Annotated in this window: 20 protein-coding genes; 15 read left to right on the forward strand and 5 right to left on the reverse strand. The window is 38.9% G+C overall.

The genetic code is table 11. The features are described from left to right. Positions 1–81: 81 nt before the first annotated feature. The 4 genes from hrpA (at position 82) to coaD (ending at position 5,526) form a co-directional block, all read left to right on the forward strand. Positions 82–3,939, forward strand: a complete 3,858-nt coding sequence (gene hrpA / locus ACZ5V8_RS03225; RefSeq protein ID WP_464218322.1) for an ATP-dependent RNA helicase HrpA — start codon at positions 82–84, stop codon at positions 3,937–3,939. Between the two features lie 115 nt (positions 3,940–4,054). After that, a complete protein-coding gene (locus ACZ5V8_RS03230) occupies positions 4,055–4,465 on the forward strand; it encodes a HesB/IscA family protein (protein ID WP_464218323.1) in 411 nt (136 codons plus the stop codon). Continuing rightward, entirely contained in the window at positions 4,465–5,016 is a 552-nt protein-coding gene (sufT, locus tag ACZ5V8_RS03235) for a putative Fe-S cluster assembly protein SufT (RefSeq protein WP_464218324.1), read from the forward strand. Before ACZ5V8_RS03230 ends, sufT begins: the two co-directional genes overlap by 1 nt. Positions 5,017–5,037: 21 nt before the next feature. Further along, positions 5,038–5,526: a pantetheine-phosphate adenylyltransferase gene (coaD, locus tag ACZ5V8_RS03240; RefSeq protein ID WP_464218325.1), complete on the forward strand. Its 489-nt coding sequence runs from the start codon at positions 5,038–5,040 to the stop codon at positions 5,524–5,526. Between the two features lie 14 nt (positions 5,527–5,540). On the opposite strand, the gene ACZ5V8_RS03245 is transcribed toward coaD, so the two are convergent. Continuing rightward, entirely contained in the window at positions 5,541–6,404 is an 864-nt protein-coding gene (locus tag ACZ5V8_RS03245) for a LysR family transcriptional regulator (RefSeq protein WP_464218326.1), read from the reverse strand. Positions 6,405–6,507: 103 nt separating this feature from the next. Here ACZ5V8_RS03245 and ACZ5V8_RS03250 point away from each other — a divergent pair, with 103 nt between their 5' ends. The 4 genes from ACZ5V8_RS03250 to ACZ5V8_RS03265 all read left to right on the forward strand — a co-directional run bounded on the left by ACZ5V8_RS03250 (position 6,508) and on the right by ACZ5V8_RS03265 (position 11,432). Next, positions 6,508–7,296: a sulfite exporter TauE/SafE family protein gene (locus tag ACZ5V8_RS03250; RefSeq protein ID WP_464218327.1), complete on the forward strand. Its 789-nt coding sequence runs from the start codon at positions 6,508–6,510 to the stop codon at positions 7,294–7,296. A 190-nt stretch (positions 7,297–7,486) separates the two neighbouring features. Beyond that, positions 7,487–8,887: a S41 family peptidase gene (locus ACZ5V8_RS03255; protein WP_464218328.1), complete on the forward strand. Its 1,401-nt coding sequence runs from the start codon at positions 7,487–7,489 to the stop codon at positions 8,885–8,887. Between the two features lie 119 nt (positions 8,888–9,006). Continuing rightward, positions 9,007–10,263, forward strand: a complete 1,257-nt coding sequence (locus ACZ5V8_RS03260; RefSeq protein WP_464218329.1) for an FAD-dependent monooxygenase — start codon at positions 9,007–9,009, stop codon at positions 10,261–10,263. After that, entirely contained in the window at positions 10,260–11,432 is a 1,173-nt protein-coding gene (locus ACZ5V8_RS03265) for a UbiH/UbiF/VisC/COQ6 family ubiquinone biosynthesis hydroxylase (protein ID WP_464218330.1), read from the forward strand. The genes ACZ5V8_RS03260 and ACZ5V8_RS03265 overlap by 4 nt, the downstream gene beginning before the upstream one ends. Positions 11,433–11,549: 117 nt before the next feature. Here ACZ5V8_RS03265 and ACZ5V8_RS03270 read toward each other — a convergent pair whose 3' ends face one another. The 4 genes from ACZ5V8_RS03270 to ACZ5V8_RS03285 all read right to left on the reverse strand — a co-directional run bounded on the left by ACZ5V8_RS03270 (position 11,550) and on the right by ACZ5V8_RS03285 (position 16,436). Then, positions 11,550–13,241, reverse strand: a complete 1,692-nt coding sequence (locus ACZ5V8_RS03270; RefSeq protein WP_464218331.1) for a DUF262 domain-containing protein — start codon at positions 13,239–13,241, stop codon at positions 11,550–11,552. Between the two features lie 177 nt (positions 13,242–13,418). After that, positions 13,419–14,168, reverse strand: a complete 750-nt coding sequence (gene fabG, locus ACZ5V8_RS03275) for a 3-oxoacyl-ACP reductase FabG (protein WP_464218332.1) — start codon at positions 14,166–14,168, stop codon at positions 13,419–13,421. A 261-nt stretch (positions 14,169–14,429) separates the two neighbouring features. Continuing rightward, positions 14,430–15,365, reverse strand: a complete 936-nt coding sequence (gene fabD, locus ACZ5V8_RS03280) for an ACP S-malonyltransferase (protein ID WP_464218333.1) — start codon at positions 15,363–15,365, stop codon at positions 14,430–14,432. 213 nt (positions 15,366–15,578) lie between these two features. Beyond that, positions 15,579–16,436 carry a universal stress protein gene (locus ACZ5V8_RS03285; protein WP_464218334.1) on the reverse strand — a complete coding sequence of 286 codons (858 nt, stop codon included), beginning with the start codon at positions 16,434–16,436 and terminating at the stop codon, positions 15,579–15,581. A gap of 437 nt (positions 16,437–16,873) precedes the next feature. Here ACZ5V8_RS03285 and ACZ5V8_RS03290 point away from each other — a divergent pair, with 437 nt between their 5' ends. The 7 genes from ACZ5V8_RS03290 to ACZ5V8_RS03320 all read left to right on the forward strand — a co-directional run bounded on the left by ACZ5V8_RS03290 (position 16,874) and on the right by ACZ5V8_RS03320 (position 24,437). Further along, positions 16,874–17,008 (forward strand): hypothetical protein, encoded by a 135-nt coding sequence (locus ACZ5V8_RS03290; protein ID WP_440615318.1) that lies wholly within the window; start codon positions 16,874–16,876, stop codon positions 17,006–17,008. A 295-nt stretch (positions 17,009–17,303) separates the two neighbouring features. Beyond that, positions 17,304–18,428 carry a dual-specificity RNA methyltransferase RlmN gene (rlmN, locus tag ACZ5V8_RS03295; RefSeq protein ID WP_464218335.1) on the forward strand — a complete coding sequence of 375 codons (1,125 nt, stop codon included), beginning with the start codon at positions 17,304–17,306 and terminating at the stop codon, positions 18,426–18,428. Further along, a complete protein-coding gene (locus ACZ5V8_RS03300) occupies positions 18,428–19,180 on the forward strand; it encodes a tetratricopeptide repeat protein (RefSeq protein WP_464218336.1) in 753 nt (250 codons plus the stop codon). The genes rlmN and ACZ5V8_RS03300 overlap by 1 nt, the downstream gene beginning before the upstream one ends. A gap of 9 nt (positions 19,181–19,189) precedes the next feature. Next, complete coding sequence (locus tag ACZ5V8_RS03305) at positions 19,190–20,941, forward strand: alpha/beta fold hydrolase (protein WP_464218337.1); 1,752 nt, start codon at positions 19,190–19,192, stop codon at positions 20,939–20,941. Between the two features lie 28 nt (positions 20,942–20,969). Then, entirely contained in the window at positions 20,970–21,824 is an 855-nt protein-coding gene (rluB, locus tag ACZ5V8_RS03310; RefSeq protein ID WP_464218338.1) for a 23S rRNA pseudouridine(2605) synthase RluB, read from the forward strand. A 2-nt stretch (positions 21,825–21,826) separates the two neighbouring features. Continuing rightward, entirely contained in the window at positions 21,827–23,008 is a 1,182-nt protein-coding gene (locus ACZ5V8_RS03315) for a class I SAM-dependent methyltransferase (RefSeq protein ID WP_464218339.1), read from the forward strand. Between the two features lie 37 nt (positions 23,009–23,045). Beyond that, positions 23,046–24,437, forward strand: coding sequence for a phosphomannomutase/phosphoglucomutase (locus tag ACZ5V8_RS03320; RefSeq protein WP_464218340.1), 1,392 nt, complete (start codon positions 23,046–23,048; stop codon positions 24,435–24,437). The last annotated feature ends 9 nt before the right edge of the window (positions 24,438–24,446 follow it).

A 24,446-nucleotide genomic window follows, 5' to 3' on the forward strand; every position in this document is an offset into this window, starting at 1 on the left:
GTACTTTTCAATATTTTTATGAATGGGTAAATGTGTTATGATCCCACTTGTGAGAAAAATTAAAATAATATGCCTTAGAATATGAGATTCAATGATTCATTAACAAGCGTTATTAATGACGTACAAACAAAAGATCGTGCACGATTAATGATGCGTTTCACCGAGCTTGCCAAAGCGCATACTACGGATAATGATAAATGGCAAAAGCTTATAATGGATGCAGATCAATCCAAAGAAAAAGTTGCATTACGTCGTACCAACATGCCAAAAATCAACTATCCTGATTTACCGGTCAGCCAACGTGTTGATGAGATTAAAAAAGCCATTAGTGATAACCAAGTCGTCATTATTGCTGGTGAAACTGGCTCGGGTAAATCAACGCAATTACCCAAAATTTGCCTTGATTTGGGCTTAGGTGCTAAAGGTCTTGTTGGTCACACCCAACCAAGGCGTCTAGCAGCGCGATCAATTGCTAATCGTTTAAGTGAAGAAACCAATATGCCACTAGGACAAGGCATAGGTTTTAAAATTCGTTTTAGTGACCAAACCAATGATAATACCTTTATCAAAGTGATGACTGATGGCATTTTATTAGCGGAGATTCAAAAAGATAAATATCTCTCACAATATGAAGTCATTATTATTGATGAGGCGCATGAACGCAGTTTAAATATTGATTTTCTATTAGGGCATATTCATCAGATTTTAAAAAAACGTCCCGATTTAAAGCTTATTATCACTTCAGCGACGATTGATCAGGCGCGTTTTGCCGAGCATTTTAATGCGCCAATTATCGAAGTTTCAGGACGCACTTATCCCGTTGAGATTCGTTATCAAGATCCACTAGACTTTGATGATGAATTAACGCAAGCGGATCAAATTTTGCGTGCTGTGCATAGTTTATATCATGAAAAGCTAGGTGATATTTTGGTATTTTTGGCAACCGAGCGTGATATTCATGAAACGGCAGAGGTATTAAGGAAAGCGCAATTAAGGCACACCGAGATTTTGCCATTATTTGCGCGATTATCCAATGCCGATCAAGATAAGATATTTAATCCGCGTGGTGTTGGCAGACGCATTATTTTATCAACCAATGTCGCCGAGACTTCATTAACGGTGCCTGGTATTCGCTATGTGATTGATAGCGGCGATGTGCGTATTAGTCGTTATAGTTATCGCACTAAAGTGCAGCATTTGCCGATTGAGCCAGTTTCACAAGCCAGTGCTAATCAGCGTGCCGGACGTTGTGGACGCGTGGCTGATGGGATTTGTATTCGCCTTTATTCTGAAGAAGACTTTCTATCACGTACAGAATTTACCGATCCTGAGATTTTACGCACGAACTTAGCGTCAGTGATTTTACAAATGGAAACCTTGAGGCTTGGTAATATCGAGAAGTTTCCGTTTTTAGAGAAACCTGATTCGCGCATGGTTAAAGATGGATATCGCTTACTGCATGAAATAGGTGCATTGACTGAACACAGTAAAAAACATCACCTGCAAATCACGCCAATTGGGCGACAAATTGCCAAGTTTCCATTGGATCCACGCTTGGCGAGAATGCTTGTCAGTGGTGCAAAACTAGGTGTTTTGCGTGAGATATTGATTATTGTCAGCTTCTTAAGCATTCAAGATCCACGTGAGCGCCCGATACAATTTCAACAAAAATCAGATGAAATGCATAAACAGGATCATCATCAGGATTCCGATTTTCTGGGAGTGGTTAATTTATGGCAACGTTTTCATGCTGAAACCAAAGCTTTATCTCATCGCTTAACACGTGAGTATTGCAAAAAGAACTTCTTATCTCCTTTGCGGATGCGTGAATGGCGTGAGGTTTATTTTCAACTGTTGAATCTGGCGAAGACTTTTAAGTGGACAATCTCAGAAAGCGAATCAAGCTATGCACATGTTCATCAAGCGTTATTATCGGGATTGTTAGGTTATATCGGCTTTAATTATGAGCTCAAGGAATACTTAGGTGCTCGCGGCATGAAGTTTTATATATTTCCTGGATCATCGCAATTCAAACGCACGCCGAAATGGTTGTGTGCCGCTGAAATTACCGAAACGACGAAACTCTATGCGCGAATGATCGCTAAAATCGATCCTGCTTGGTTAGAGTCTATTGCTGAGCATTTAACCAAAAAGCATTATAGCGAGCCGCATTGGAGCCAAAAACGCAAAGCGGTGATGGCAAGCTTGCGTATTACGTTATATGGCTTGGATATTGTGGTTAATCGCAAGGTGCAATATGGTGACGTTGATCCACAAGTCTCACGTGAATTATTTATTCGCCATGCTTTGGTGTACGGTGAGTTTACGACAAATGCGCAATTTTTTCAAAAGAACTTGAGCCTTCTAGAAGAAGTTGAAGACTTGGAACATAAGGCACGCAAACGCGATATTGTCGTTGATGAAGAGACGTTATTTAGTTATTACGATAAATTGATTCCAGCGGATATTAACAATGGTGTAGTATTTGAAAAATGGTATCAATCCTTATCAAAGCTTGAGCGTGAGCAGTTGATCTTTGATAAAAAAAGCTTAATGCAGCATGACGCCGAAGCAGTGACAGACAACGCCTATCCTGATTTTTTTGATTTTGGTGGGTTTCAGTTACCTTTGAGTTATCATTTTGATCCAACGGCAAAAGATGATGGGGTAACGATGACCGTGCCATTAGTGCTGTTAGATCAAATCGATGCTAATCAATGTGACTGGCTTGTGCCAGGGTTGCTCGAGGAAAAAATTATTGCTTTGATGCGCGCACTACCTAAGAATATTCGTAAAGCCTGTGTGCCAGTACCACATTATGCACAAGCCGTCATTGAAGCGATTGATATTGATTTGAGCGCAAATTTCTATGATATTCTGGTGCGTCAATTGGTACGTATTACCGGTATTTCATTTGACTCAAGTGTTTGGCAGGATGCGGCAATTGAGGCGCATTTACATATGAACTACCGTGTGGTTGACCCACGAAATAAAATATTGGCTGAAGGGCGTGATTTAAGTATCATTCGTGAAGCGTTGCGTGGTGTAGAGCGCCCACAGGTGGCAGTTGCTAGAAAGAACAATACTACACTTTATCAAACGTGGGAATTTGGTGATATCGCATTAACGCGTGATGTGACTGAACACGGCATTAAGTTGAGCGTTTATCCTTGTATTGAGACACGTGATGATGGTGTGGTATTAACGCAAAAATCAACCCTGCTGGAAGCCGAAATCGCAACAAGGCTTGCAACACGTAAGCTATTGATGCTTGCCTGTTCACATATCAATCGCACGTTGGTTGAACGCATTGCGCATAAGAAGACCTTACATTTATTATTTAGTTTGATCAAAGAGACCAAATGGCAAGATGAGCTAATTGCCAAAGCTTATGATATTGCCTTTGCAATTGAAGAGAAACCTGTCGTGCGTTCGCGCGGGCAGTTTAATGCGATGTATGATTTAGGAAGAGGTCAGTTAGTATTGACGATTGAAAATCTATGTCATGATATGGAGACCTTGATGTTGAGTTATCAAAGCTTACATAAATTACTTAATCGCAAGAAGCTGCCTTTTGATTTGTTGGCACTTTACAAGGAAGTGTGTACTATTGTTGATGGTTTGGTCTATAAAGGCTTTATTATTAAAACGCCTTATCATTGGTTAAAACGAATCCCATTATATCTACAAGCGCTAAGCAATCGATTGGATAAGGCGCCAAGAGCGACAAAGCAGGATCGCCAATATCAAGTTGAGCAAGAGGAATTAACGCATTTGCTTAAACAAAAAATGCAGCAAAAAGGTGTGATTAATGCCGTTGAAATTGATGAGATCCATTGGTTGATGTATGAGCTATGGATCTCATGGTATAGTCAGGATATTAAAACCATTGAAACGGTCTCAACAACGCGATTGAAAAAAAGGATTCGAGCGTTATGACGATAGCAATTTAATAAAGCTATTAATGTGATATTGATCTAACCAAGAATTTCGCTTGATAAATTGCAGATGCTTAAAACCTTAGAAAAAGTCGTTGTTAAATGATACCATAGCGGTGCTATTTACAAGTGAAGATGAAGATAGATTAACGATGATAGAGAAATTTGACCCAAAAGCTGAGCAACCAGTGACTTTCACTCAAGCGGCTTTAGCGCATTTTAGGAACCATTTAGAGAAAACCCAATCGCTTGCCATCAAGATTGGTATTACTACAACAGGCTGTTCAGGCTTAGCATATGTTGTTGAGCCGGTTAAGGAAATCCCTGAAGGCTTTATTAAGATCGATGAAGAAGGTGTTTTGTTTTTTGTAGATCCTAAGGCGTTGCAATATGTCAATGGTCTTGAAATAGATCACGTCAAAAGAGAATTAGGTTTATCACAATTGGTTTATAATAACCCCAATGAGTCAGCGCGTTGTGGTTGTGGTGAGAGTTTCACCGTGCAACAAGAAGGGTTAAAAGAGTAATGAAAATGTCTGATGTTGCTATTTTACGTCGTGAAGTTGAAGTGACGACTGTTCCTTACGGTGAGAAAATGACTTTGCTACCAGGGCAAGAAGTGCTTGTAACGCAAGCAATGGGTGCAAGCTTCACGTTAAATGTGATGGGTAATCTGGTTTATCTTGATGGCAAAGATGCCGATGCGATTAATCGTGAAGTAGTACTTTTACCAAGTGATAAGGCCAATATTCAAGCGGGTGATGAAGTGAATCTTGATCTTCTATGGGATCAGCTGCGCACTGTTTATGATCCTGAGATTCCTGTAAACATTGTTGATTTAGGTCTGATCTATGATATTTCAACCACGCGTTTGGACAGTGGCAATTATCACATTGGTGTGCAAATGACATTAACTGCTCCAGGATGCGGTATGGGTCCTGTGTTGGTACAGGATGTTGAAGATAAGCTTAGACAATTTGCCAATGTAGAAAAGGCTGATGTGGTATTGGTGTTTGATCCGCCATGGAATTCTGAAATGATGACGGAAGAAGCAAAGCTTGAGCTTGGACTTTTTTAGGTTTAGTAAAGGACGTAAGCCATGATAAAGGTAGTATATCCTGGGACATTTGATCCTATTAGTTTAGGGCATATAGATTTAATTAAACGCGCGAGATCTTTATTTGATGAAGTGATTGTTGCTATTTCCACCGGTAATGGCAAATCAACTCTTTTTACTGAACAAGAGCGCTTTAAAATTACCTCTAAAGTTTTGTCTGACATGCCTAATGTGCGTGTTGTACGCCTACAAGGATTGATTGCTGACTTTATTGATGAAGTGGGTGCTAATGCCGTCATTCGCGGATTGCGCGCGGTCTCTGATTTTGATTATGAGTTTCAAATGGCAAATATTAATCGCCATTTAAATAAAAAATTTGAAACAATCTTTTTAACACCTGATGAAAAATATACGTGTTTATCATCAACGATGCTTCGTCAAGTTTCTAAAATTGATCCTCATCGTGTGGCTGACTATGTACACCCAGTGGTGTTAGATGCGCTATTAGAAAAAAGAAAGCGTCATAACTAAATTGGGCGTTTGGTTTAAGAAACCTTTTGACATATTTCAAGAAAGGCTTTAGCTGCTCGCGATAGCTCGACCTTTTTGTGGTAGATACAAGCACTATTAATATAGATAGGTGTATCGATAAGGGGCAACTCTTTAAGCTTATCTGACATCATGTCCTCAGTAATAATTGACCAGCCAAAGCCTGATTCAACCAGTCTTTTAATGATTTCCAACATATTAATGTTACTAAGCTCTGGTGAGTGTATTTTATGTTTATCCAGTAGGGTATGCAAAACCGTATGATGTCTATTCTCAGGTGCTGGAGAGAGCACAGGAATTTCATTTAAGCGCTCTACAATATCGCCATTTTGTTGCCAAAATGGATGATTTTTGGCAATAACAGCAATAACACGGCTTTTTTGCAGGAGATGGCAATCAATATTTTCAGGCATATTTTCTTTCATGGTGATTAAACCAATTTCGGCTTCCAGCGCGCTGACCTTTTCAATGATCGGTAATGAGTAGGTGGAGTCGAGTTTTATATTTACTTTGGGGTATTTAGATGTAAACACTTTAAGTATTTTTGGCAAAAAATGGAGCCCCATATGATAGTTGCAGCTAATGGTTAAATCACCGATAACATCGTCTTGGAAAAGTTGCATTTTATGCTCAAGGCTACTCCAGACTTGGATTAAATGATTAGCGTCAGGGATAAGGGCTTTGCCTGCGGTAGTGAGCTGAACCAAAGATCCGGTGCGATGAAATAGTTGATTATTCAACTGTGATTCCAATTGTGAGATGCGTTTGGTAATCGTTGGTTGTGTTAAAAATAACTTATCAGCCGCTGCAGTAAATGACTGGGTTTCAGCAACGGCTAAAAATGCGCGGATATTCTTCATTGATTCCATATTTGAATGACGTGCATTTATTTAATTCATTTTATCTATAGTGTAGCGCTTGTTAGAATAACGACATAATAAATTTTTGTTAAAGGTTGATTTGATGATTGTATTAATGATTTATTTAGTGGCAGGCATTGTCACGGGTATTTTATCTGCATGGGTAGGCGCAGGTGGTGGGGCTATCATCATTCCACTGATGTTAGTCGTCTGTAAATATCAAGGGATGTCAAATGCGACAGCCATTCATTTAGCGGTTTCAACATCATTGGCATTTATTATGATCAATGCACTTTATAATGCTTACAAACATTATAAACATGGGCATTTAGTGCTGACAATTCTCAAAAATGCGCTGCCAATGATCTTTATTGGTGCAATTTTAGGTACTATCATTAGTGAGTTTATGCCAGCAAGAGGCATTGAAGTTTTATTTGCAGTAGTGCTATTAGTGAGCCTCATTAAGACATTCCGTTTGAAGAAAGCACAAGTAAGTGAAGATATTGTGATGCCATCTAAAGGTTCATGTATTTTTCTGGGTGGCACAACAGGGTTACTATCTAGTATTGTTGGTATTGGTGGTTCAAGCATTGTTAATCCGTATATGAAACATTATCACTATCCAATGAAGAATTGTGCAGCAATGGCGGCAGCAACTGCTTTTCCAACGGGTTTAATCGCTACGATTACTATGCTAGTATCTAGTTATCATGCTGCGGGTATTCCTGCCTATAGCCTAGGGTATTTATACTTTCCTGCCTTTTGTGGATTATTAGTTGGCTCAGTTATCGGCACACCTATTGGTATTCGCATTGTTAAAAAATGTCCTGAAGTCATATCCTTATGGTTATTCAGGCTTATTTTAATCTATGTGATTATTGATATGTTGTGATATTCAAGGATCAAGTGTCTTAAAGTCTTCACAAACTACTTTACAGCGAAGCACTGCAAAATGATTCACGAGTTAATGACACCAATATTGAATCTTTATTTGAAAATATGTAAATACTTTCTACACTTAAGCTCAACAGGACACAGCGTAAATGGATGTCTTCTTATCAGCTAAAGTAGAGGTACAGGCTATGAAAAAAATAAATTTGACACTCTATATATCATTGTTTGGTTTTCTTTGTATGCCAGTATTTTCTCAAGGTGATCAAGTCAATCAAGTCAATCAAATCGGACAAAGTCGAGAAACACAAAAACATATTGATAAGTTATCACGTAGCATTGGTTTGGTAAAACAAGCTTATGTTGATGAATTAACTGATGAGGAGATTCTTGAAGGGGCGATTGATGGTATGTTGCAGTCGTTGGATCCGCACTCACGATTTTTGGATGATGATGATTTTGAAGATTTGCAAATGTCAGTGCATGGCGAGTTTGCTGGTCTTGGCATGCATGTGAGCGCTGAAAATGAACGCATCAAGGTCATCTCACCGATTGATGACACACCAGCACAGCGCGCAGGCGTCAAAGCGGGTGATTATATTATTAAAATCAATGATACCAGCGTTGCCGGTTTAACCTTGGATGAAGCCGTGAAAAAAATGCGTGGACAACCAGGAACTGAAGTCTCCATCACCTTGTTGCGACCTAAGGCCCCCAAGCCAATTAAATTGTCATTAATACGTGAAAATATCAAGCTAGACTCAGTTAAGTCTGAGATTGTGGCAGAAGACTATGGTTATTTAAGAATTAGCCAATTTCAAGGTAACACTGCCGAGGAGTTGAAAAAAAATATTGATAAACTGGTTAAGGAAAATGCGCATTTAAAAGGTTATGTGTTGGATTTACGTAATAACCCTGGTGGCCTCTTGGATGCCGCAGTAGCTGTTAGTGATACTTTTTTACAAGTGACACCTGCAAATCCCAAAAAGATTGTTTTTACCAAATCTCGCAATCCATTGGAGTCGATTACAAGTTATGCTGTGAGTAATGATTATATCCATGGCTTACCGATGGTTGTATTGGTGAATATGGGCTCTGCCTCAGCATCTGAAATTGTCGCCGGAGCGCTGCAGGATCACCAAAGAGCAGTCATTGTGGGGGTTAAAACATTTGGAAAAGGCTCTGTGCAAACGGTTATCCCTATTTCAGAAACCAATGCCGTTAAGTTAACAACGGCACGATACTACACACCTAATGGGATTGCGATTCAATCAAGAGGGGTGATTCCTGATGTGATTATTGAGGAAGAAGAAATTGATTTATTGGCAGATAATAGCAAAGATGATAAAGGTGATAGCAATGCGCTAGAGTTAGTTTTTGATGAAAGTAGTTTCGAGCATGCCATTGTTTCAAATAATGATATTCAAAAGGATAAAGCGACAAAAGAAGCACTGGCAAACTATAAGAAGGACTATAAAAACGCACAAAGTTTACTGCATAAAGATAAGCAGCTAGCGCAAGCTATTAGTATATTGAAAGTTTTAAATGCCATGAATAAAATGCCGTCAAATAATGCATTAGCGAATGCATAAAAGAAAGAATCTACAGAATAATGTCTATCAGCCATTCTAAAGTCTGACAACTATCGTTAAACTATCTTCAGGGTAAATTATCTGTGCTTGTGAGAGCACAGATACAATGACTATTCAAAATGATTAAAGATAATAAAAAGAACAATTTGGATGAGAGTCATCATGATATCGTGATCATTGGTGGTGGTGCTGTCGGCATGTTGATGGCATTGAGCTTAGCAAAGTTAGGTAAGCAAATCACACTCATTGAAAAGCTAGTCAGTGCTGAGCTAAGTAGAAGTGATAACAGATCAGTGGCCTTGTCGTATAGCTCAGTTTGTGTGTTAGAAACCTTAGGTATTTGGCAGAATATAAAAGCCGATGTTGAATATATCAAGCAGGTTCATGTATCCGATAAGGGGCAATATGCGCAGACTAATCTTTATGCTAAAGATGAAGGCTTAGCGTTTTTGGGCATTGTTGTTAAGATGAGGCATTTATTGCCAGCGTTGTATCAAGCGCTTATGAGTGAAAGCCATATAACACTCTACCAGGACTGTCAGGTACTTGATTTATTAGAACAGGAAACGTGTTTTAGTTTAGTGATTGAGAAAGGTGTCAACACCTCAGAGATAACGGCAGATTTAATTATTGCTGCGGATGGTGCGCAGTCCAAACTGCGTGAAAAAGCCGGTATTTTGGTGCGCAAACATGACTATCAGCAAAGTGCATTAGTATTTGATCTTGATCTGCAAAGAGCTCATAACAATATTGCTTATGAACGTTTTATTAATAATGGCGTCTTGGCGCTCTTACCTGTTGATAATCGACAAATGGCGTGTGTATGGAGCGTTGATCATGATAGAGTTGATTACTGGATGGCACAGTCAAAACAAACTATTTTAAAAGAAATTCAACGCCTTGTTGGTTATCGCTTAGGGCGTTTTATTGATGTGAGCGAGCTTAAAAGTTTTCCTTTGTCTCTTATTCGCGCACAAACGCTTTATCGCAAAAATGTATTGTTATTTGGTAATGCCTCACATTTCTTGCATCCGATTTCAGGGCAGGGGTTAAATCTTAGCGTTCGTGATATTGGTATAATGTATGATTTGCTTGCCAGTGATGATGCAACACTCACAGCTCAAAATATTGCTGATACATTAGCTAAATATCAAGAGGTCAGAGTGTTTGATCATAAGCGCACTGCACTGTTGACTCACTCTATGATTAATGTGTTTAGGCAAGATGCACTACCGGTTAAATTTGCTAGAGGTTTTGTGCTTCATTGCTTAGAGCGAGATCAGCATTTGAAGAGAGTCTTTAGTAAGCTAATGATGGGTAAATATAATCATGGTTCAACCTTAATGCGCTCAAAGCATGGGAAAAGTATCTTATGAAATATGATGTAATGGTTGTCGGTGGTGGCATGGCTGGTTTATCTTTAAGTTTAGGCTTGGTGCAAAACGGCTTTAAAGTTGCTCTAGTTGAAGTAGGACACATTGTAAAGTCATTTGATAAGAGTGCGGCACCTAAGCGTGTCAGTGCGATTAATGCAACTTCCCAAGGCTTATTAAATGAGCTTGGTGTCTGGCATAGCATCGCTAGTAGGCGTATCAATAACTATGTTGCCATGGATGTTTGGGATCAAAACTCAAGCGCACAGTTAAAACTCAAAGCCGAAGAGTGTTCGCTACAGAGTCTGGGTGCAATTGTTGAGAATGATTTGATTGTTGCGCAATTATATCAAGCGCTCATAAAACGAGATGTTGCCATTTTTGAACACTCAAAAGTCGCAACGTTGACTTCTCATGTATCACATACGGCAATAACACTTGATAATGGCAAAGAGCTTGAGGCAACTCTGATTGTTGGTGCAGATGGCGCTAATTCGTTTATTCGCCAGCAATATAATTTTGATTGTACTGTTAAACCCTATCAGCAACATGCCATTGTTGCCAATGTTAAAACGACAAAGCCGCATCAAAATATCGCTTATCAGCGCTTTTTGAAAAAGGGTGTGCTTGCACTTTTACCGCTTTGTGATCCTTATTTATGTTCTATTGTCTTTTCAGTTGCCAGTGATGAGCTTATAAAGCTTAATGCGATGGATGATAAGACCTTTAATGAATATCTTAGCATTACTGCTGAAGGCAAATTAGGTGAGCTGCAATTACAAAGTCAGCGTATGAGCTTTGAATTGATCGAACGCCATGTCGATAGTTACTATAAGCACGGCGTGGTGCTGATTGCTGATGCCGCACATACGATTCATCCCTTAGCGGGACAGGGCATTAACTTAGGCTTTGCTGATGTCCGCGCGTTGATTGAGATATTAACTGAAGCAAGCCATCTGCGACGCAATATTGCGGATATCAGTACGTTGGCAAAATATGCGCGTAAGCGTCAATTTGATAATCAGTTGATGATTCATGCAATGCAAGGATTAAAACAGCTTTTTTGTAATGACCACCCGTTGATTAAACCGTTAAGAGCTTTGGGTATGAATGCGGTAAATAACAGTAAGATATTAAAACGGTTTTTTATTGAGAATGCAACAGGGCTTTAATGAAGTGTGATTTTCTCAAGCTCACCCACTTCGACTGCTGTTTAGTGCATCGCTTCGACTTATGCTCAGGATACGGTGAGTACTTGTGGGTGAATATTTAGTCTTAGTCAAGAATCTTTATTGCAAATCAATACACCAAGTTTTAGAAGCTTGTTGAGCTAACCAACTTTGATAAGCATTTAAATTGGTTATATTCCAGTCAATATACTCCGAAACTTTATTAGCCAATTGAAAGGTAGAGTTTTTATAATGGTCTTTTTTTATATTAAACTCGCTACGACCTAACTCATCTTTATTAAGTAAAACCATATTCCCAAGTCTATCTTGTATGTCACCAACATTATCACCAAAATGTTCATTCCAGTATTGATCAGGGTTATAAGGGCATATATGCTCTAAAACCGTATTAGCATAGTTTATATTGTTACTTAGATATGCCTCTATTTCAGAAAGTAAGAATTTTATTTTTTTGGAGGATCGTCTGCTTGGCATTTTTTTATACTCAAAGCCACGAATAAACTCCTCATCTGATGGATATAACTTTTTAAACTCTAAGCTATTTTTAACATGACTAGCTCTTTTGTATTCTTTTGAAGATATTTTTATGGCAATTTGATTATATTGCTTCTCTTGTTCATTTGGTGATAAATTGCATGTAACATTATAGCGAATAGATAGAATGTAAATATATTTTGCTAACTTAATAAATTCACTATGATCAAAATTATGATAACCAGCCATAAGAATAGTAAAAGGCTGCTTAATCCCAAATAGTGAGAAACCCTCTAGATACTTTCTTAATTCTTTAATATCTTGTGATGAAATTTCATTATTCCACCATTCTTCATATGGTTTAAGTAATGAGGAATATATCGGAGCATATTTAGTTAATGAGGCTAAATATTTATAGGCATTCTCAGGTGTGTTGGCTATTTTTCTAACTGCAGAAAATAAATTATTTTTTGTAACAAGTTTATTCTGCATGTTATGATGATATCGCACAAAATCACTAAAATAACTCTCGCCAAGTTCATGAACTATGCCTGACCATTGTTCATCAAGTTCATTAAGCTCGGTATTATCAACATCATCATTACGTGTAATAACTGAAAAAATGTAGTTTTTAAGCAGGTCAGGAGTTGATAATTGAACGCCTCTGGCATTCAGAGTCTCAAAGACTTTATAAGCATTTAGCTCATCTTTAACAGCAATTTTTGTAAAAATCATTCCTGATGTTAATTCTTCAATGAACTGGGCTATCTCTTCTCCTGAGTTGCCAGTTTTTTTATCAAGGAAAAAATTAAACGCATTCAGCAAAAGCTTATTTGTATGTGTTTGCCCTCTACGGTTTTGTGCACTTAAATCATTACTTATCGAGCGATAAAACTGCCCATTATTTCGATTTAAGTAAAGCTTATTACTAATTCTTAAAGAAACAGGATTCTTATAACCTATAAATTGATTTCTTAATACCTCTAAGCGCTCATTATTTGCATCAACATCTATGCCACTTTCCGTTAGGTTTTTAATTTGACGCATTGCTGCTAAAACGAGTAATGAAATAGTAACGAGTCGTTGCTGACCATCAATAATTTCATATTCGTGATCACCTTTTTTTTGTAAAACAATATACCCCATATAATGGTATTTTTCTTGCTGCAAAGATTCTATATCAGACCATAAATCTTCCCATTGTTGCTGCCCCCAGGCATAATCCCTTTGAAATCTTGGTACAATATAGCTTGTTCCATTACCAATTAACTCTTGAAAGCTTTGGTTTGTTGGTTCCATAATCATAAAATTACTCATACATATTACCTCAGCAAATACACATTTTTTACACAATGATAAGTTGTGCTTTCATTATGTAATAATTCAAAAATAAGTTGAGCTTCAATTACTCCCCTCACCCGTGTGGCTTAAGCTGCACGAGCGATCCCGCAAAGGCAGAGGTACTAGCTGACGCAACTTATTCTTGATTCATTACTATGCCATATACATACCGCCATTGACGTGTATTGTTTGGCCTGCAATATAACGCGCACCTTCCGATGCTAAGAAAGTAACCGCATGCGCGATATCTTGAGGTTGTCCCAAGGTCTGTGCGGGGACTTGTGTGATAATGGCTTGTTTTTGCTCATCAGTAAGTTTATCGGTCATATCTGTTTGGATAAAGCCAGGTGCGACCACATTAACGGTGATATTGCGTGAGGCAACTTCTTGCGCCAATGACTTAGAAAAACCAATAACACCGGCTTTACTTGCGCAGTAGTTTGCTTGCCCTGGATTGCCTGATGTGCCAACCACTGAGCCAATTGTAATGATGCGACCCCAGCGCTTTTTCATCATATGACGAATTGCTGCCTTGGAAATATTAAAAACAGAGTCTAAGTTAGTGTGAATAACACTTAGCCAGTCCTCTTCGCTTAAACGCATCATGAGATTATCTTTAGTGATGCCGGCATTATTAACGATAATATCTGGATAGCCTGTGTTATCTTTCATCCAAGCGAAAGCTGCCTCAATACTCTGTGCTTCAGTCACATTCAGTTTAATGCCGTGACCTTTGCCATAGGTTTGTAATGTTTGAGTGATTTTCTCAGCCCCTGCATCAGAGGTTGCTGTGCCAATCACAGTCGCGCCTTTTTCAGCGAAATCTTTAGCGATAGCAGCACCAATTCCACGGCTTGCGCCGGTTACAAAAACTACTTTGTTTTCAAAATTGTCAAAACTCATTTTTTATCCTTTTATTTTGTATTGATATATTCAAATATTTTTTTAACATTACTTACCGCTCTCTGAGCAAGTGCCTTTATATAGAGGCCTAGACTGAGCTTAAGCCGACGTCAGTATATCGCCCCCTGAGCGTAAGTTGAGGGGGCTGAGCAAGTGTCTTTAACAGGACGCTTAGCCGACGTTAATATATCGCTCCCTGAGCGTAAGTCGAAGGGGGTTTTGGCCAAGTATCTTTAATATATTCATAGCCGTCATTTATTATTATGCTTTAACTTGCTCAAGTAGTTTATCCATTGCTTCAATCGTTGCGCTATCTTGATAATTAAGTTCTTTAACAATGCGCTTGTTTAATCCTGTTAATACCTTATTAGCGCCGCATTCAATAACATTATTGATGTCAAGCTCAGCCATTTTTTCAATGGTTTGCGTCCATTTAACAGGCGAGTACAGCTGTTTAACCAATGCTGTTTTAATGTCATTGATATCATGATGAGATTGGACGTCATAGTTGTGAATTACTTCTATGGCTGGCACTTTGATGGTGATCTTATCTAATGCTGTGGCAAATTTATCAGCTGCCTCTTTCATTAATGAGCAATGCGATGGCACGCTAACAGGAAGCAGTTGTGCGCGTTTTGCACCCATCTCTTTAGCGATTTCATTGGCTTTTTCAACGGCTTTTAACTCGCCTGAAATCACAACTTGTCCATGTGAGTTAAAATTAGCAGGCTCAACAATGCCAGCTGATCTTGCTGCATCACAGCACTTAATAACCTCTTCATTGCTTAATGCCAAAATAGCACTCATAGCGCATGCTTTATCAGTAATCGCTGATTGCATCAGTTGCCCACGTAAACGCACCAAACGTAGTGCATCAGCGAAATCAATGCTACCTGCAGCGCAAAGTGCGGAGTACTCACCAAGGCTGTGGCCTGCAAGTATTTCTGGGGTAATATTACTGTGATTGTTAAGCACACGCCAAATGGCAATGCTTGCAGCTAATAACGCCGGTTGTGTATATTCTGTTTGGTTAAGTTTGACTTCATTCTCTTGAGTGATTTGCCAAAGGTCAAAACCTAAAGCATCATTGGCTTCAGCAAAGGTTTCTTTAACTTCATTAAAACGGTTGTAATAATCACCTAACATCCCAAGCTTTTGTGAACCTTGACCTGGGAAAACGATTGCTGTTTTTGTCATATAAATCTTCCTAATTCGCTAATACTGCATATACCCATTACAAACTTATTTTTCTGTAAGTAACATCAAATAGTTTATGTGAGCATTGGGTTATCAAAGATGACACTATCCTAGTGAATTTTGCGCCAATCTTCAAAAGGTTTGTGATTGATTAGGCTAAATTATCTAAGCGATTGAGCAATTCAGGAGAATCAGAAAGTAAGGTGTGGAAGATTATGCTTTAAGCTTAGTAACAAGTACATCTTGTTTAGCATGATGAAGGACGGCATTTGCAGTCGATCCTAGGAAGAAGCGACCAAAGGCGCCACGCTGATGACTGCCAATGACGATAAGTCCATAGCCTTGTGAGTTAGCCGTTTCAGTGATCTCATCTGCGGCACTACCTGCTTGGAGATAACATTGACCTTTGAATTGATACTCGTTTGACCAATCATTAAGTTTTTGTTGCATATCTTCAGCAAGTTGTGATTGCACTTCTGGCACGATGCCATAAATGCCGGTAACAACGGTTGGATCACCTTGAACACAAATTGTTGAAACCGACGAGTCAAAAGCATGCGCGATTTCTTTGGTGAGAGTTGCAACTTGAGCACTGTCATCCTCAAGATCGGTAGCCAGTAGAATCTTGCCATAATTCATGACTTGATTTGGGTTATTCTCACGAATACGTACGGTTAAAACATCGCACTTGGCTTTATGCAACACACTGTTGGCTGTAGAACCTAGCAGCAGGTTTAAGCCATGACGTGCATGTGAGCCAATGATGATTAAATCACAATCATGTTCTTCAGCATAATGTGTGATTTCATAGTTTGGATTGCCTTGAGCAATATGAAACTCGGCATTAATGCCATCAAATTGCGGCTTGATCTCTTGTAATTTTTGCTTGGCATTCTCTTGCAAACTCTTTTGAAAATCCATTGCCGCAGGCACAAATTCAGCGGCATTATCAATAACGGTCATAACATCAAGCTTGAGTTTTAGCTTATGGGCAATAGCTTTAGCTGATGCAATAACGTGTTCAGTGTCTTCATAAATATTAACGGCAACAAGTGCTTTTTTGTATGTCATGGTGAGCTCCCTTATAAATGTTAACCATGGGTAAATGTTCCATGGACTTAGTTTATACCCATCACAAACCATTTTACAGAATTTTTTGCTTTGTATTTTGCGTGCTTTTGGCAAGTTGAATTTTGATAGTAGCGAATGCGTTAAGAAACAATGAATAGTTTCATTGTTTTAGCAAATGAGCGCCCAAAGACTCTGTCAAGGGCAACTATTACCTGCAATCCAACTTGCCAAAATCTTCATAAACTACTTTGCAACCAAACACCGCAAAATGATTTACGATGGGTATGACAATACTTTTTGCTAACCGCTAGCACGTTTATTGTGATTCATTTTTGTTGCTATTCAATTTATTGATGGGGCTATAAGTTTTTATAATTTTTGTTTACAAATAGTACAGGTTAGAATGCCATAATAACAGTGAACAATGAGAATGAATTATGAAAACAGTAATGCTTTTAGTGGTTACAATGGTCTGTATTGCTGGCGTATTAGCGTTGGCTTCTTTGAAAACTGAGACCCTTTTGCAACAAAAGTATATCGAGCGCGTTGTTTTTCAGAGTGATTTTGTGTGAGCCGTCAATACTATTGTCAATTGCAAAAGAACATAAAAGAACACATAAAAATATTGAACGCAAAATAATCATCTGTATAATGCCCTATGCGATTTTATCATTGATTAGATCAATCAATAAGTAGCTATGAGAATATTGTTAGGTATTTTTTGGATTCTCGGATCAAGTCCAAGAATGACCATGAATCGTCATATTCGGGTTTGACCTGAATGCCTACGATGACTAAAAAGTATTGTTTAGGTGCTTATTAAAAAAATAAAAAAAATAAAAAAATAAAACGACATAGAGTATATAGATGCAAGACACGGCAATTGACAAAGTAGCAGCAAAAACAAATCTAATGAATTTCTGTCAAAAAGACTTACAAGCATATTTTGCAAGTATTGATGAGAAGCCATTTCGTGCCAAGCAGGTGTTTAAATGGATTCACCAAAAGGGAGTGACGTCTTTTGATGATATGAGTGATTTAAGTAAAGCCTTGCGCCAGAAGTTGATGGGTGTGGCTGAAGTAGTAACCCCAAAAGTTGTATTAGATAAACCCTCAAATGATGGCACGCATAAGTGGCTTATTGATGTTGGTGGTAATCTTGTGGAAACCGTTTATATCCCAGAAGGCGCGCGCGGAACATTATGTGTTTCATCACAAGTGGGCTGTACGCTAAACTGCAGTTTCTGCTCAACTGGCAAGCAAGGTTTTAATCGCAATTTGACTGTGGCTGAGATCATTGGTCAAGTATGGACGGCAGTGCGTGCACTATCCAAGCAACAAGGTGAGCATGACAGGCAAGTAACCAATGTGGTGATGATGGGCATGGGTGAGCCATTGATGAACTTTGATGCTGTGGTTAGCGCAATGGATATTATGATGGATGATCTAGCCTATGGGTTATCAAAGCGTCGTGTGACATTAAGCACATCGGGTGTTGTGCCGCGTATTTATGATTTACTTGAGCAATCAGATGTATCATTAGCGGTGTCATTGCATGCGCCTAATGATGAGCTTCGCAATTTGCTGGTGCCGATTAATAAGAAATACAATATTGATGAGTTAATGGCAGCATGTAAGCTTTATGCGCAACGTGGACCACATAAGGAAATCACCTTTGAATATACGCTAATGGAGCATGTTAATGATGAACTTGAACATGCAAAAGAGCTAGTAACACTATTGAAGTCGAAACAGGTTCCGGCTAAGATCAACCTTATACCATTTAACCCATACCCTGGTACGCCATATAAAAAGCCCAGTAATAATCGAACGCATCGCTTCCAGCAGTATTTGATGGAAGCAGGCTTCGTGGCAACGATTAGGAAAACCAGAGGTGATGATATTGACGCAGCATGCGGTCAACTTGCAGGTAAAGTGCAGGACAAAACCAAGCGTCAGGCTCGATATCAACGTAGCTTAAGTGAGGCATAATGCTAAAAATAAGGAATACATTGGTCAAGGCAGGACTGTTTATATCAATTGCGATGATTGCAGGATGTGCAAGTAACTCTAAGCAATTACCAGATATTCCCGAAGCACCCACGGTTGATTATGCAAAAGCAGCCAAAATTAATGCTGAGTTGGCGGTGGTTTACGCGCAGCGTGAGATGCTTGATCGCGCGAAGGAGAAGCTCTTAAAAGCCAAGTCACAAGATGCTAATGTGCCAACAATCTATTATGCCGAAGGCTTATATTATCAAAATCTAGGCATGCCAGAGCTTGCTGCGCGTGCTTATGAAAAAGCATTACGCATGGCACCAGATGATTTCCAAGCCTATAATTTCTATGCGCAATTTCTATGTATGGATAAACACCAATATCAACAAGCTAATCATTTATTTCAGCGCTCGATTGTATTGCCAAAAAATATCAACTTGGCTGAGACTTTTACCCTTTATGGTCGTTGTTTGCTAGAGCAAGGTAACAGCAAACAAGCCAAGCACTATTTTGAGAAAGCGATAGATCAAGGGGCGGGAAGTACCTTGTCTTATTGGGAGCTTGCGCAACTTGAATATCATGAAAAAGACTATAAAGATGCACTTAGTATGGTTAATCGTTATATTGAACTAGCGGGTAAGACACAAGAAAATATCAAGCTTAAGATGGATATATTACAAGCCTTAGGTAATTACAATGAAGCGGCAACTTTGCGCTTGCAGCTGAGTTCTAAATTGTACGAGTAAGGTATCTAGATGATTCTATCGATGACTAAGCGTTTGTTTAGAACCAATCGCAGGCTGTGTGTTTATCATAATGAGATTGATCACAAACGTAAAACTTTACTTTTTTTGCATGGTATTACCGGAAGCGCGATTAACTGGCAGGCGCAATTTAGGAAGTTTTCACCTGAGTATAATATTGTGGCTTATGACTTATATGGTCATGGACAAAGTGGGCACCCTAAAAAAGTCATTGAATGTTCAATGGTGCAGAGTGTGCTTGATGCGCAAAGCGTGATTGAATATTTCAAGCTTGAAAATATAACGATTATTGCTTACGGCTATAGTGCATTGATTAGTTTGCTATTATGTGAGAAATATCCGAAGTTGATTCAAAAACAATTATTGATTAATCCAATACCTTATGAGCAATTAACTGATGTGCCGTGGTATTTACAATGGCCATTTTCATGGGGCTATCGTTTTTTTCGTTTAAACGAAGCGCAAGTTAAGTCACAAGGCAATAATAGCGCTAGCTTGCCACGGTTATGGGTGATTAGAGCATATTACCAAGCATTGTTAAGCTTGCCTGCTTTGGATATACACCCAAGTAAATTACGCATTAAAACCATGGTGTTGCGCTCAGTAAAATATCTGCCAGCCAAGCGTGAGAGAGTTGATAACTTCTACAAGGTATTTTATCGCGCACGTGTTAAACCGCTTGAAAGTATTTCACCTTTTCCAATGCGCCAATCGAAAACACGCGTTAACCATTTCTTGGGGCAGACGATTGATGAGTTAAATATTCATGCCTTTCGCAATCTGGTTTTTGAAGGAGCAGGTGTTAGAGGAATTGCCTATAGTGGTGCGATTACTGCACTTGAATCATTGGGTGTGCTGAAAAATATTCATCGTTTTGCAGGCACTTCAGCCGGTGCAATTTATGCTATTTTGTTAGCCGTTGGTTTTAATGCTAAAGATGTTGAAGAAATTGTAAGCCAACTGGATTATCGATTATTTATGGATGCTAGTCGCAATTTTATCAGTAATTCAACACGTTTAATTACTGATTTTGGCTGGTATAAGGGGGATTTCTTTATCAATCATATGGCTGAGCTTATTGAGCGTAAACTCGGTGATGGCTTTATTGATTTTGCAACCCTTAAACAATTAACAAGTAATGATTTATATATTATTGGCACTAACCTTACCAAGGAATGTGCTGAAATTTATAGCGCTGAGACAACGCCAACGATGCAAGTGGTCGAAGCGCTTAGAATCTCGACATGTATTCCTATGCTATTTCGCGCAGTTAAGCGCAAAGATGGCAAAGAAGAAAACATTCTGGTTGATGGAGGTCTGATTTGGAACTGCCCGTTAGAGCTATTTGATGATAAAAAGTATATGCACAATACGCTTAATGCCTTATATGGTCGCAGCACAAATGATGAAGTGTTTAATACCGAGACTTTAGGCTTTCGTTTGGATCCTAAAGAAGACCCATTAAAGCAAATGCGCAAAGGTTCACAAGGTTTTCATAAGATAGGGCATATCTTTGAATTTACGCGTGAGTTTATGAAGTTTTATTCATTAGCTTCGTTAAAACGTCATTTAGAGCCAAGCAATTGGAATCGTGTCGTTTTCGTAGATACTTTGGGTATTATGGGCACGGATTTTGAGATCAGCCAAGAGGAAATTTATCAATTAATAGAGCAAGGAAAAACAGGTGTATATCAACACTTCGCTTGGCGAATGAGTGAAAATGGGGTAAAGTTCCCGCAGTAATTGAATTTATTCTACGAAGTACATAAAAATGCGTAATCAAAATAAGCAAAGTAAACAAAATAAGCAAAATAATCGAAATCCTAAATCAAATAATAATCATAAAGACAAGCTGCAAAAACTCTTAGCATTAGCAGGTCTTGGTTCAAGGCGTAAGATGGAAGAGAAAATTCTCGCAGGACGCGTGAGTGTGAATGGTAAGGTGGCACAAATCGGAGATCGTGCGTCATTTGATGATAAGATCATTGTTGACGGCAAGCCATTGCGTAATCAAGCAGTTGTTTTATCTCGTCCTCGAGTGGTTATCTATAACAAACCAGATGGTGAGATTTGCACAAAAAGCGATCCTGAAGGGCGTAAAACAGTATTTGATGCGTTGCCAAGGTTGAAAATTGGGCGTTGGATTATGGTGGGGCGATTAGATATTAACACCACAGGCTTATTATTGTTTACCACTGATGGCGAGCTTGCCAATCGTTTAATGCATCCATCATATGAAGTTGAGCGTGAATATGCCGTGCGTCTTTTTGGTGATATTGAAGACAGTGTCATTGAGCAGCTTAAAATGGGGATTATGCTTGACGATGGTGAGGCTAAGTTCAGTAGTGTGCGCTTTGTTGGCGGCGAGGGCATGAATAAATGGTATCATGTGACCTTGTCAGAAGGTCGAAACCGTGAAGTAAGACGGATGTTTGAAGCCGTTGGTGTGCAAGTAAGCCGCCTAACACGTGTGCGCTATGGCAATACCACTTTACCAAGGTATTTAAGTGCAGGTAAATCAGAAGAGCTAAGCCCACAGGATGTTAATGCTTTACGTCAAAGTGTTAAGATGAAACGTTTTTATTTCCCTAAGAGCCTATTGGATAAATTAGATCGTAAGCGTTAATAATGAATCAAGCAACCCTGCCGGAATTAAATTCAGATGAGCGTTTGCGTGCGGCAGAAATGTATGCTCATATTGCCAAGGTCATTGCTAACAATAAAGCACCCATTAGTTTTAAGCGCTTTATGCAAGAAGCACTATATGCGCCAAACTTAGGGTATTATACGGCGAATAAACCAAAGCTTGGTGAGTCAGGTGATTTTATGACAGCACCGATGAGCTCAAGCCTTTTTGGGCAAACCTTTGCCTTACAATTTGCAGATATCTTGCCAAAGTTGGGTGAGAAACCTGTCATTATTGAGTTTGGTGCAGGCACGGGAAAGTTTGCTTTGGATTGTTTACAAAAGCTTGATTCTCTTAATGCTTTGCCTCATGCCTATTATATTATTGAAGTCAGTCCAGATTTGAAGCTTGAACAACAGCGTTTATTAAAGTCATTAGGCGAATACTACAACCATATTCATTGGTTGGATAAATTGCCCACAGAAAAGCTTAATGCGATTGTCTTTGCCAATGAGGTGATTGATGCCATGCCGATTGAGTTGATCTGTATTAAGGAGAAAGTACCAAAACGGATGATGGTCGATTACCAACAAGATCAATTTATTTGGTGTGATGAAGAGATTACTGATCGATTATTAACAACAGCGATTAACCGTTTACCTTTAGAAAATTTGCTATCTATCAATGATTATCAAACAGAAATTAATCTATGGATTGAGCCGTGGTTAACATCAATTCATGATGTATTAAATCGAGGTGTGGTTTTTATCTGTGATTATGGCTATCAGCGTGATTTATATTATAGTAGTACGCGTAGTAAAGGCACATTACAATGTTATTTCAAGCATCATGTGCATGAGAATCCATTGATTTATACTGGTGTGCAAGATATTACCGCACATGTTGATTTTACCGCTGTTGCTGAATGTGCTGAAAGCCTTGGCTTTGTGCTTGATGGTTTTGCCACACAGGGCAGTTTTTTAAGCCAAGCTGGGATTATGGATGCTTATGAAAAGCAGCAAACAGAGTTAAATGAAAAAGAAACGTTACGATTAAATCAAGAATTGAAATTACTGACACTGAGCACTGAGTTAGCTGAGAATTTTAAGGTTATGACATTGTCAGTTGGTTATGATGACGTGATTGAGGCATTTGATGATATTGATATGAGTTATTTATTGTGAAAGATGTAAAATATATAAAAGTTAAAGGAGTTATAAATTGTTTAAAGAAAATGCACTGACACCTGGGCATATTTTTAGAGCGTATGATATTCGTGGGACATATCCGGAAGATCTAAATGAGCATGTTGTTTTTAACATCGGTGTGGCATTCGCGCAACAAGCACGTGCCCAAGGTGAACAGAAGGTCTTTATTGCGCGTGATGGTCGTTTATCGGGACCTACTTTATTAAAGTCACTCGCGGAAGGTTTGCAAGCCGGAGGATGCGATGTGATTGATGTCGGAGCAGTGCCGACACCTGTGCTTTATTTTGCTGCGAAAATCCAAGGCAATGGCACAGGGATTATGTTGACAGGTAGTCACAATCCCGCGAATTACAACGGTCTTAAAATGATGATTGGCGGACACACCTTAGCACAAGATGATATTCAAGTGTTGAAACAAATCATTATAAAGGGTGAAGCAAAAGACGATAGAGTGGGTGCTTATCAATCACTTACGATTGATGATACATATATTGACTATATTGCCAAACAAGAAAAGCTCGCTAAACCGTTAAAAATTGTGATTGATGCGGGTAATGGCATCACAGGTGAGATCGCACCTAAGTTATTTAGAAAACTAGGATGTGAAGTCATTGAACTATTTTGTGAGGTTGATGGTACATTCCCAAATCATCATCCGGATCCAAGTAAACCTGCTAATTTAAAAGACCTTATTGCTGCGGTTAAAGCACATAATGCCGATGTTGGTTTGGCATTTGACGGCGATGGTGATCGCTTAGGTGTCATTACTCCAAAAGGTGAGAATATCTTCCCAGATCGACAGCTGATGCTTTATGCTGAAGATGTATTAAAAACGCATTCGCAAGCAACGATTTTATTTGATGTTAAATGCACTAAGAATTTGGCAAGCTTTGTTGAGAGCCTAGGTGGTAAACCGATTATGTCACAAACAGGACATGCATTGATTAAAAAGAAGATCAAAGAAACCGGTGCTGAGCTTGCCGGTGAGATGAGTGGGCATACGTTCTTTAATGATCGCTGGCTTGGCTTTGATGATGGGTTATACACAGGGGTTAGATTATTAGATATTCTGGCAAATAGTGATGAGTCTCTAGATCAGATTTTTGCACGTATTCCACAGAGTATTAATACGCCTGAGATCAATATTGAAGTCACAGAAGAGCAAAAATTTGCTGTAGTCGATAGCTTAATAAAACAAGCAGAAGCAAAATTTAATAATGAAAAAGTCATTACCATTGATGGTGTGCGTGTTGAGTTTAAAGACGGCTGGGGATTGGTTCGCGCATCTAACACCACACCATGCTTAGTCTTGCGATTTGAAGCTGATAACGAAGCAGCGCTAGCGCGGATTAAAGATGACTTTAGCCAATGGGTTGAGTCGGTTATAAATGCTTGTACAATTTAAAAGGCTCAT

The organism is Cysteiniphilum sp. GTC20157 (genome assembly GCF_055396795.1).

Bases quoted from the DNA above. Each gene is read 5' to 3' on its own strand.
- hrpA (WP_464218322.1), top strand. From the start codon at position 82: ATGAGATTCAATGATTCATTAACAAGCGTTATTAATGACGTACAAACA.
- sufT (WP_464218324.1), top strand. From the start codon at position 4,465: ATGAAAATGTCTGATGTTGCTATTTTACGTCGTGAAGTTGAAGTGACG.
- coaD (WP_464218325.1), top strand. From the start codon at position 5,038: ATGATAAAGGTAGTATATCCTGGGACATTTGATCCTATTAGTTTAGGG.
- ACZ5V8_RS03245 (WP_464218326.1), bottom strand. From the start codon at position 6,404: ATGAAGAATATCCGCGCATTTTTAGCCGTTGCTGAAACCCAGTCATTT.
- ACZ5V8_RS03250 (WP_464218327.1), top strand. From the start codon at position 6,508: ATGATTGTATTAATGATTTATTTAGTGGCAGGCATTGTCACGGGTATT.
- ACZ5V8_RS03255 (WP_464218328.1), top strand. From the start codon at position 7,487: ATGAAAAAAATAAATTTGACACTCTATATATCATTGTTTGGTTTTCTT.
- ACZ5V8_RS03260 (WP_464218329.1), top strand. From the start codon at position 9,007: ATGATTAAAGATAATAAAAAGAACAATTTGGATGAGAGTCATCATGAT.
- ACZ5V8_RS03265 (WP_464218330.1), top strand. From the start codon at position 10,260: ATGAAATATGATGTAATGGTTGTCGGTGGTGGCATGGCTGGTTTATCT.
- ACZ5V8_RS03270 (WP_464218331.1), bottom strand. From the start codon at position 13,241: ATGAGTAATTTTATGATTATGGAACCAACAAACCAAAGCTTTCAAGAG.
- fabG (WP_464218332.1), bottom strand. From the start codon at position 14,168: ATGAGTTTTGACAATTTTGAAAACAAAGTAGTTTTTGTAACCGGCGCA.
- fabD (WP_464218333.1), bottom strand. From the start codon at position 15,365: ATGACAAAAACAGCAATCGTTTTCCCAGGTCAAGGTTCACAAAAGCTT.
- ACZ5V8_RS03285 (WP_464218334.1), bottom strand. From the start codon at position 16,436: ATGACATACAAAAAAGCACTTGTTGCCGTTAATATTTATGAAGACACT.
- ACZ5V8_RS03290 (WP_440615318.1), top strand. From the start codon at position 16,874: ATGAAAACAGTAATGCTTTTAGTGGTTACAATGGTCTGTATTGCTGGC.
- rlmN (WP_464218335.1), top strand. From the start codon at position 17,304: ATGCAAGACACGGCAATTGACAAAGTAGCAGCAAAAACAAATCTAATG.
- ACZ5V8_RS03300 (WP_464218336.1), top strand. From the start codon at position 18,428: ATGCTAAAAATAAGGAATACATTGGTCAAGGCAGGACTGTTTATATCA.
- ACZ5V8_RS03305 (WP_464218337.1), top strand. From the start codon at position 19,190: ATGATTCTATCGATGACTAAGCGTTTGTTTAGAACCAATCGCAGGCTG.
- rluB (WP_464218338.1), top strand. From the start codon at position 20,970: ATGCGTAATCAAAATAAGCAAAGTAAACAAAATAAGCAAAATAATCGA.
- ACZ5V8_RS03315 (WP_464218339.1), top strand. From the start codon at position 21,827: ATGAATCAAGCAACCCTGCCGGAATTAAATTCAGATGAGCGTTTGCGT.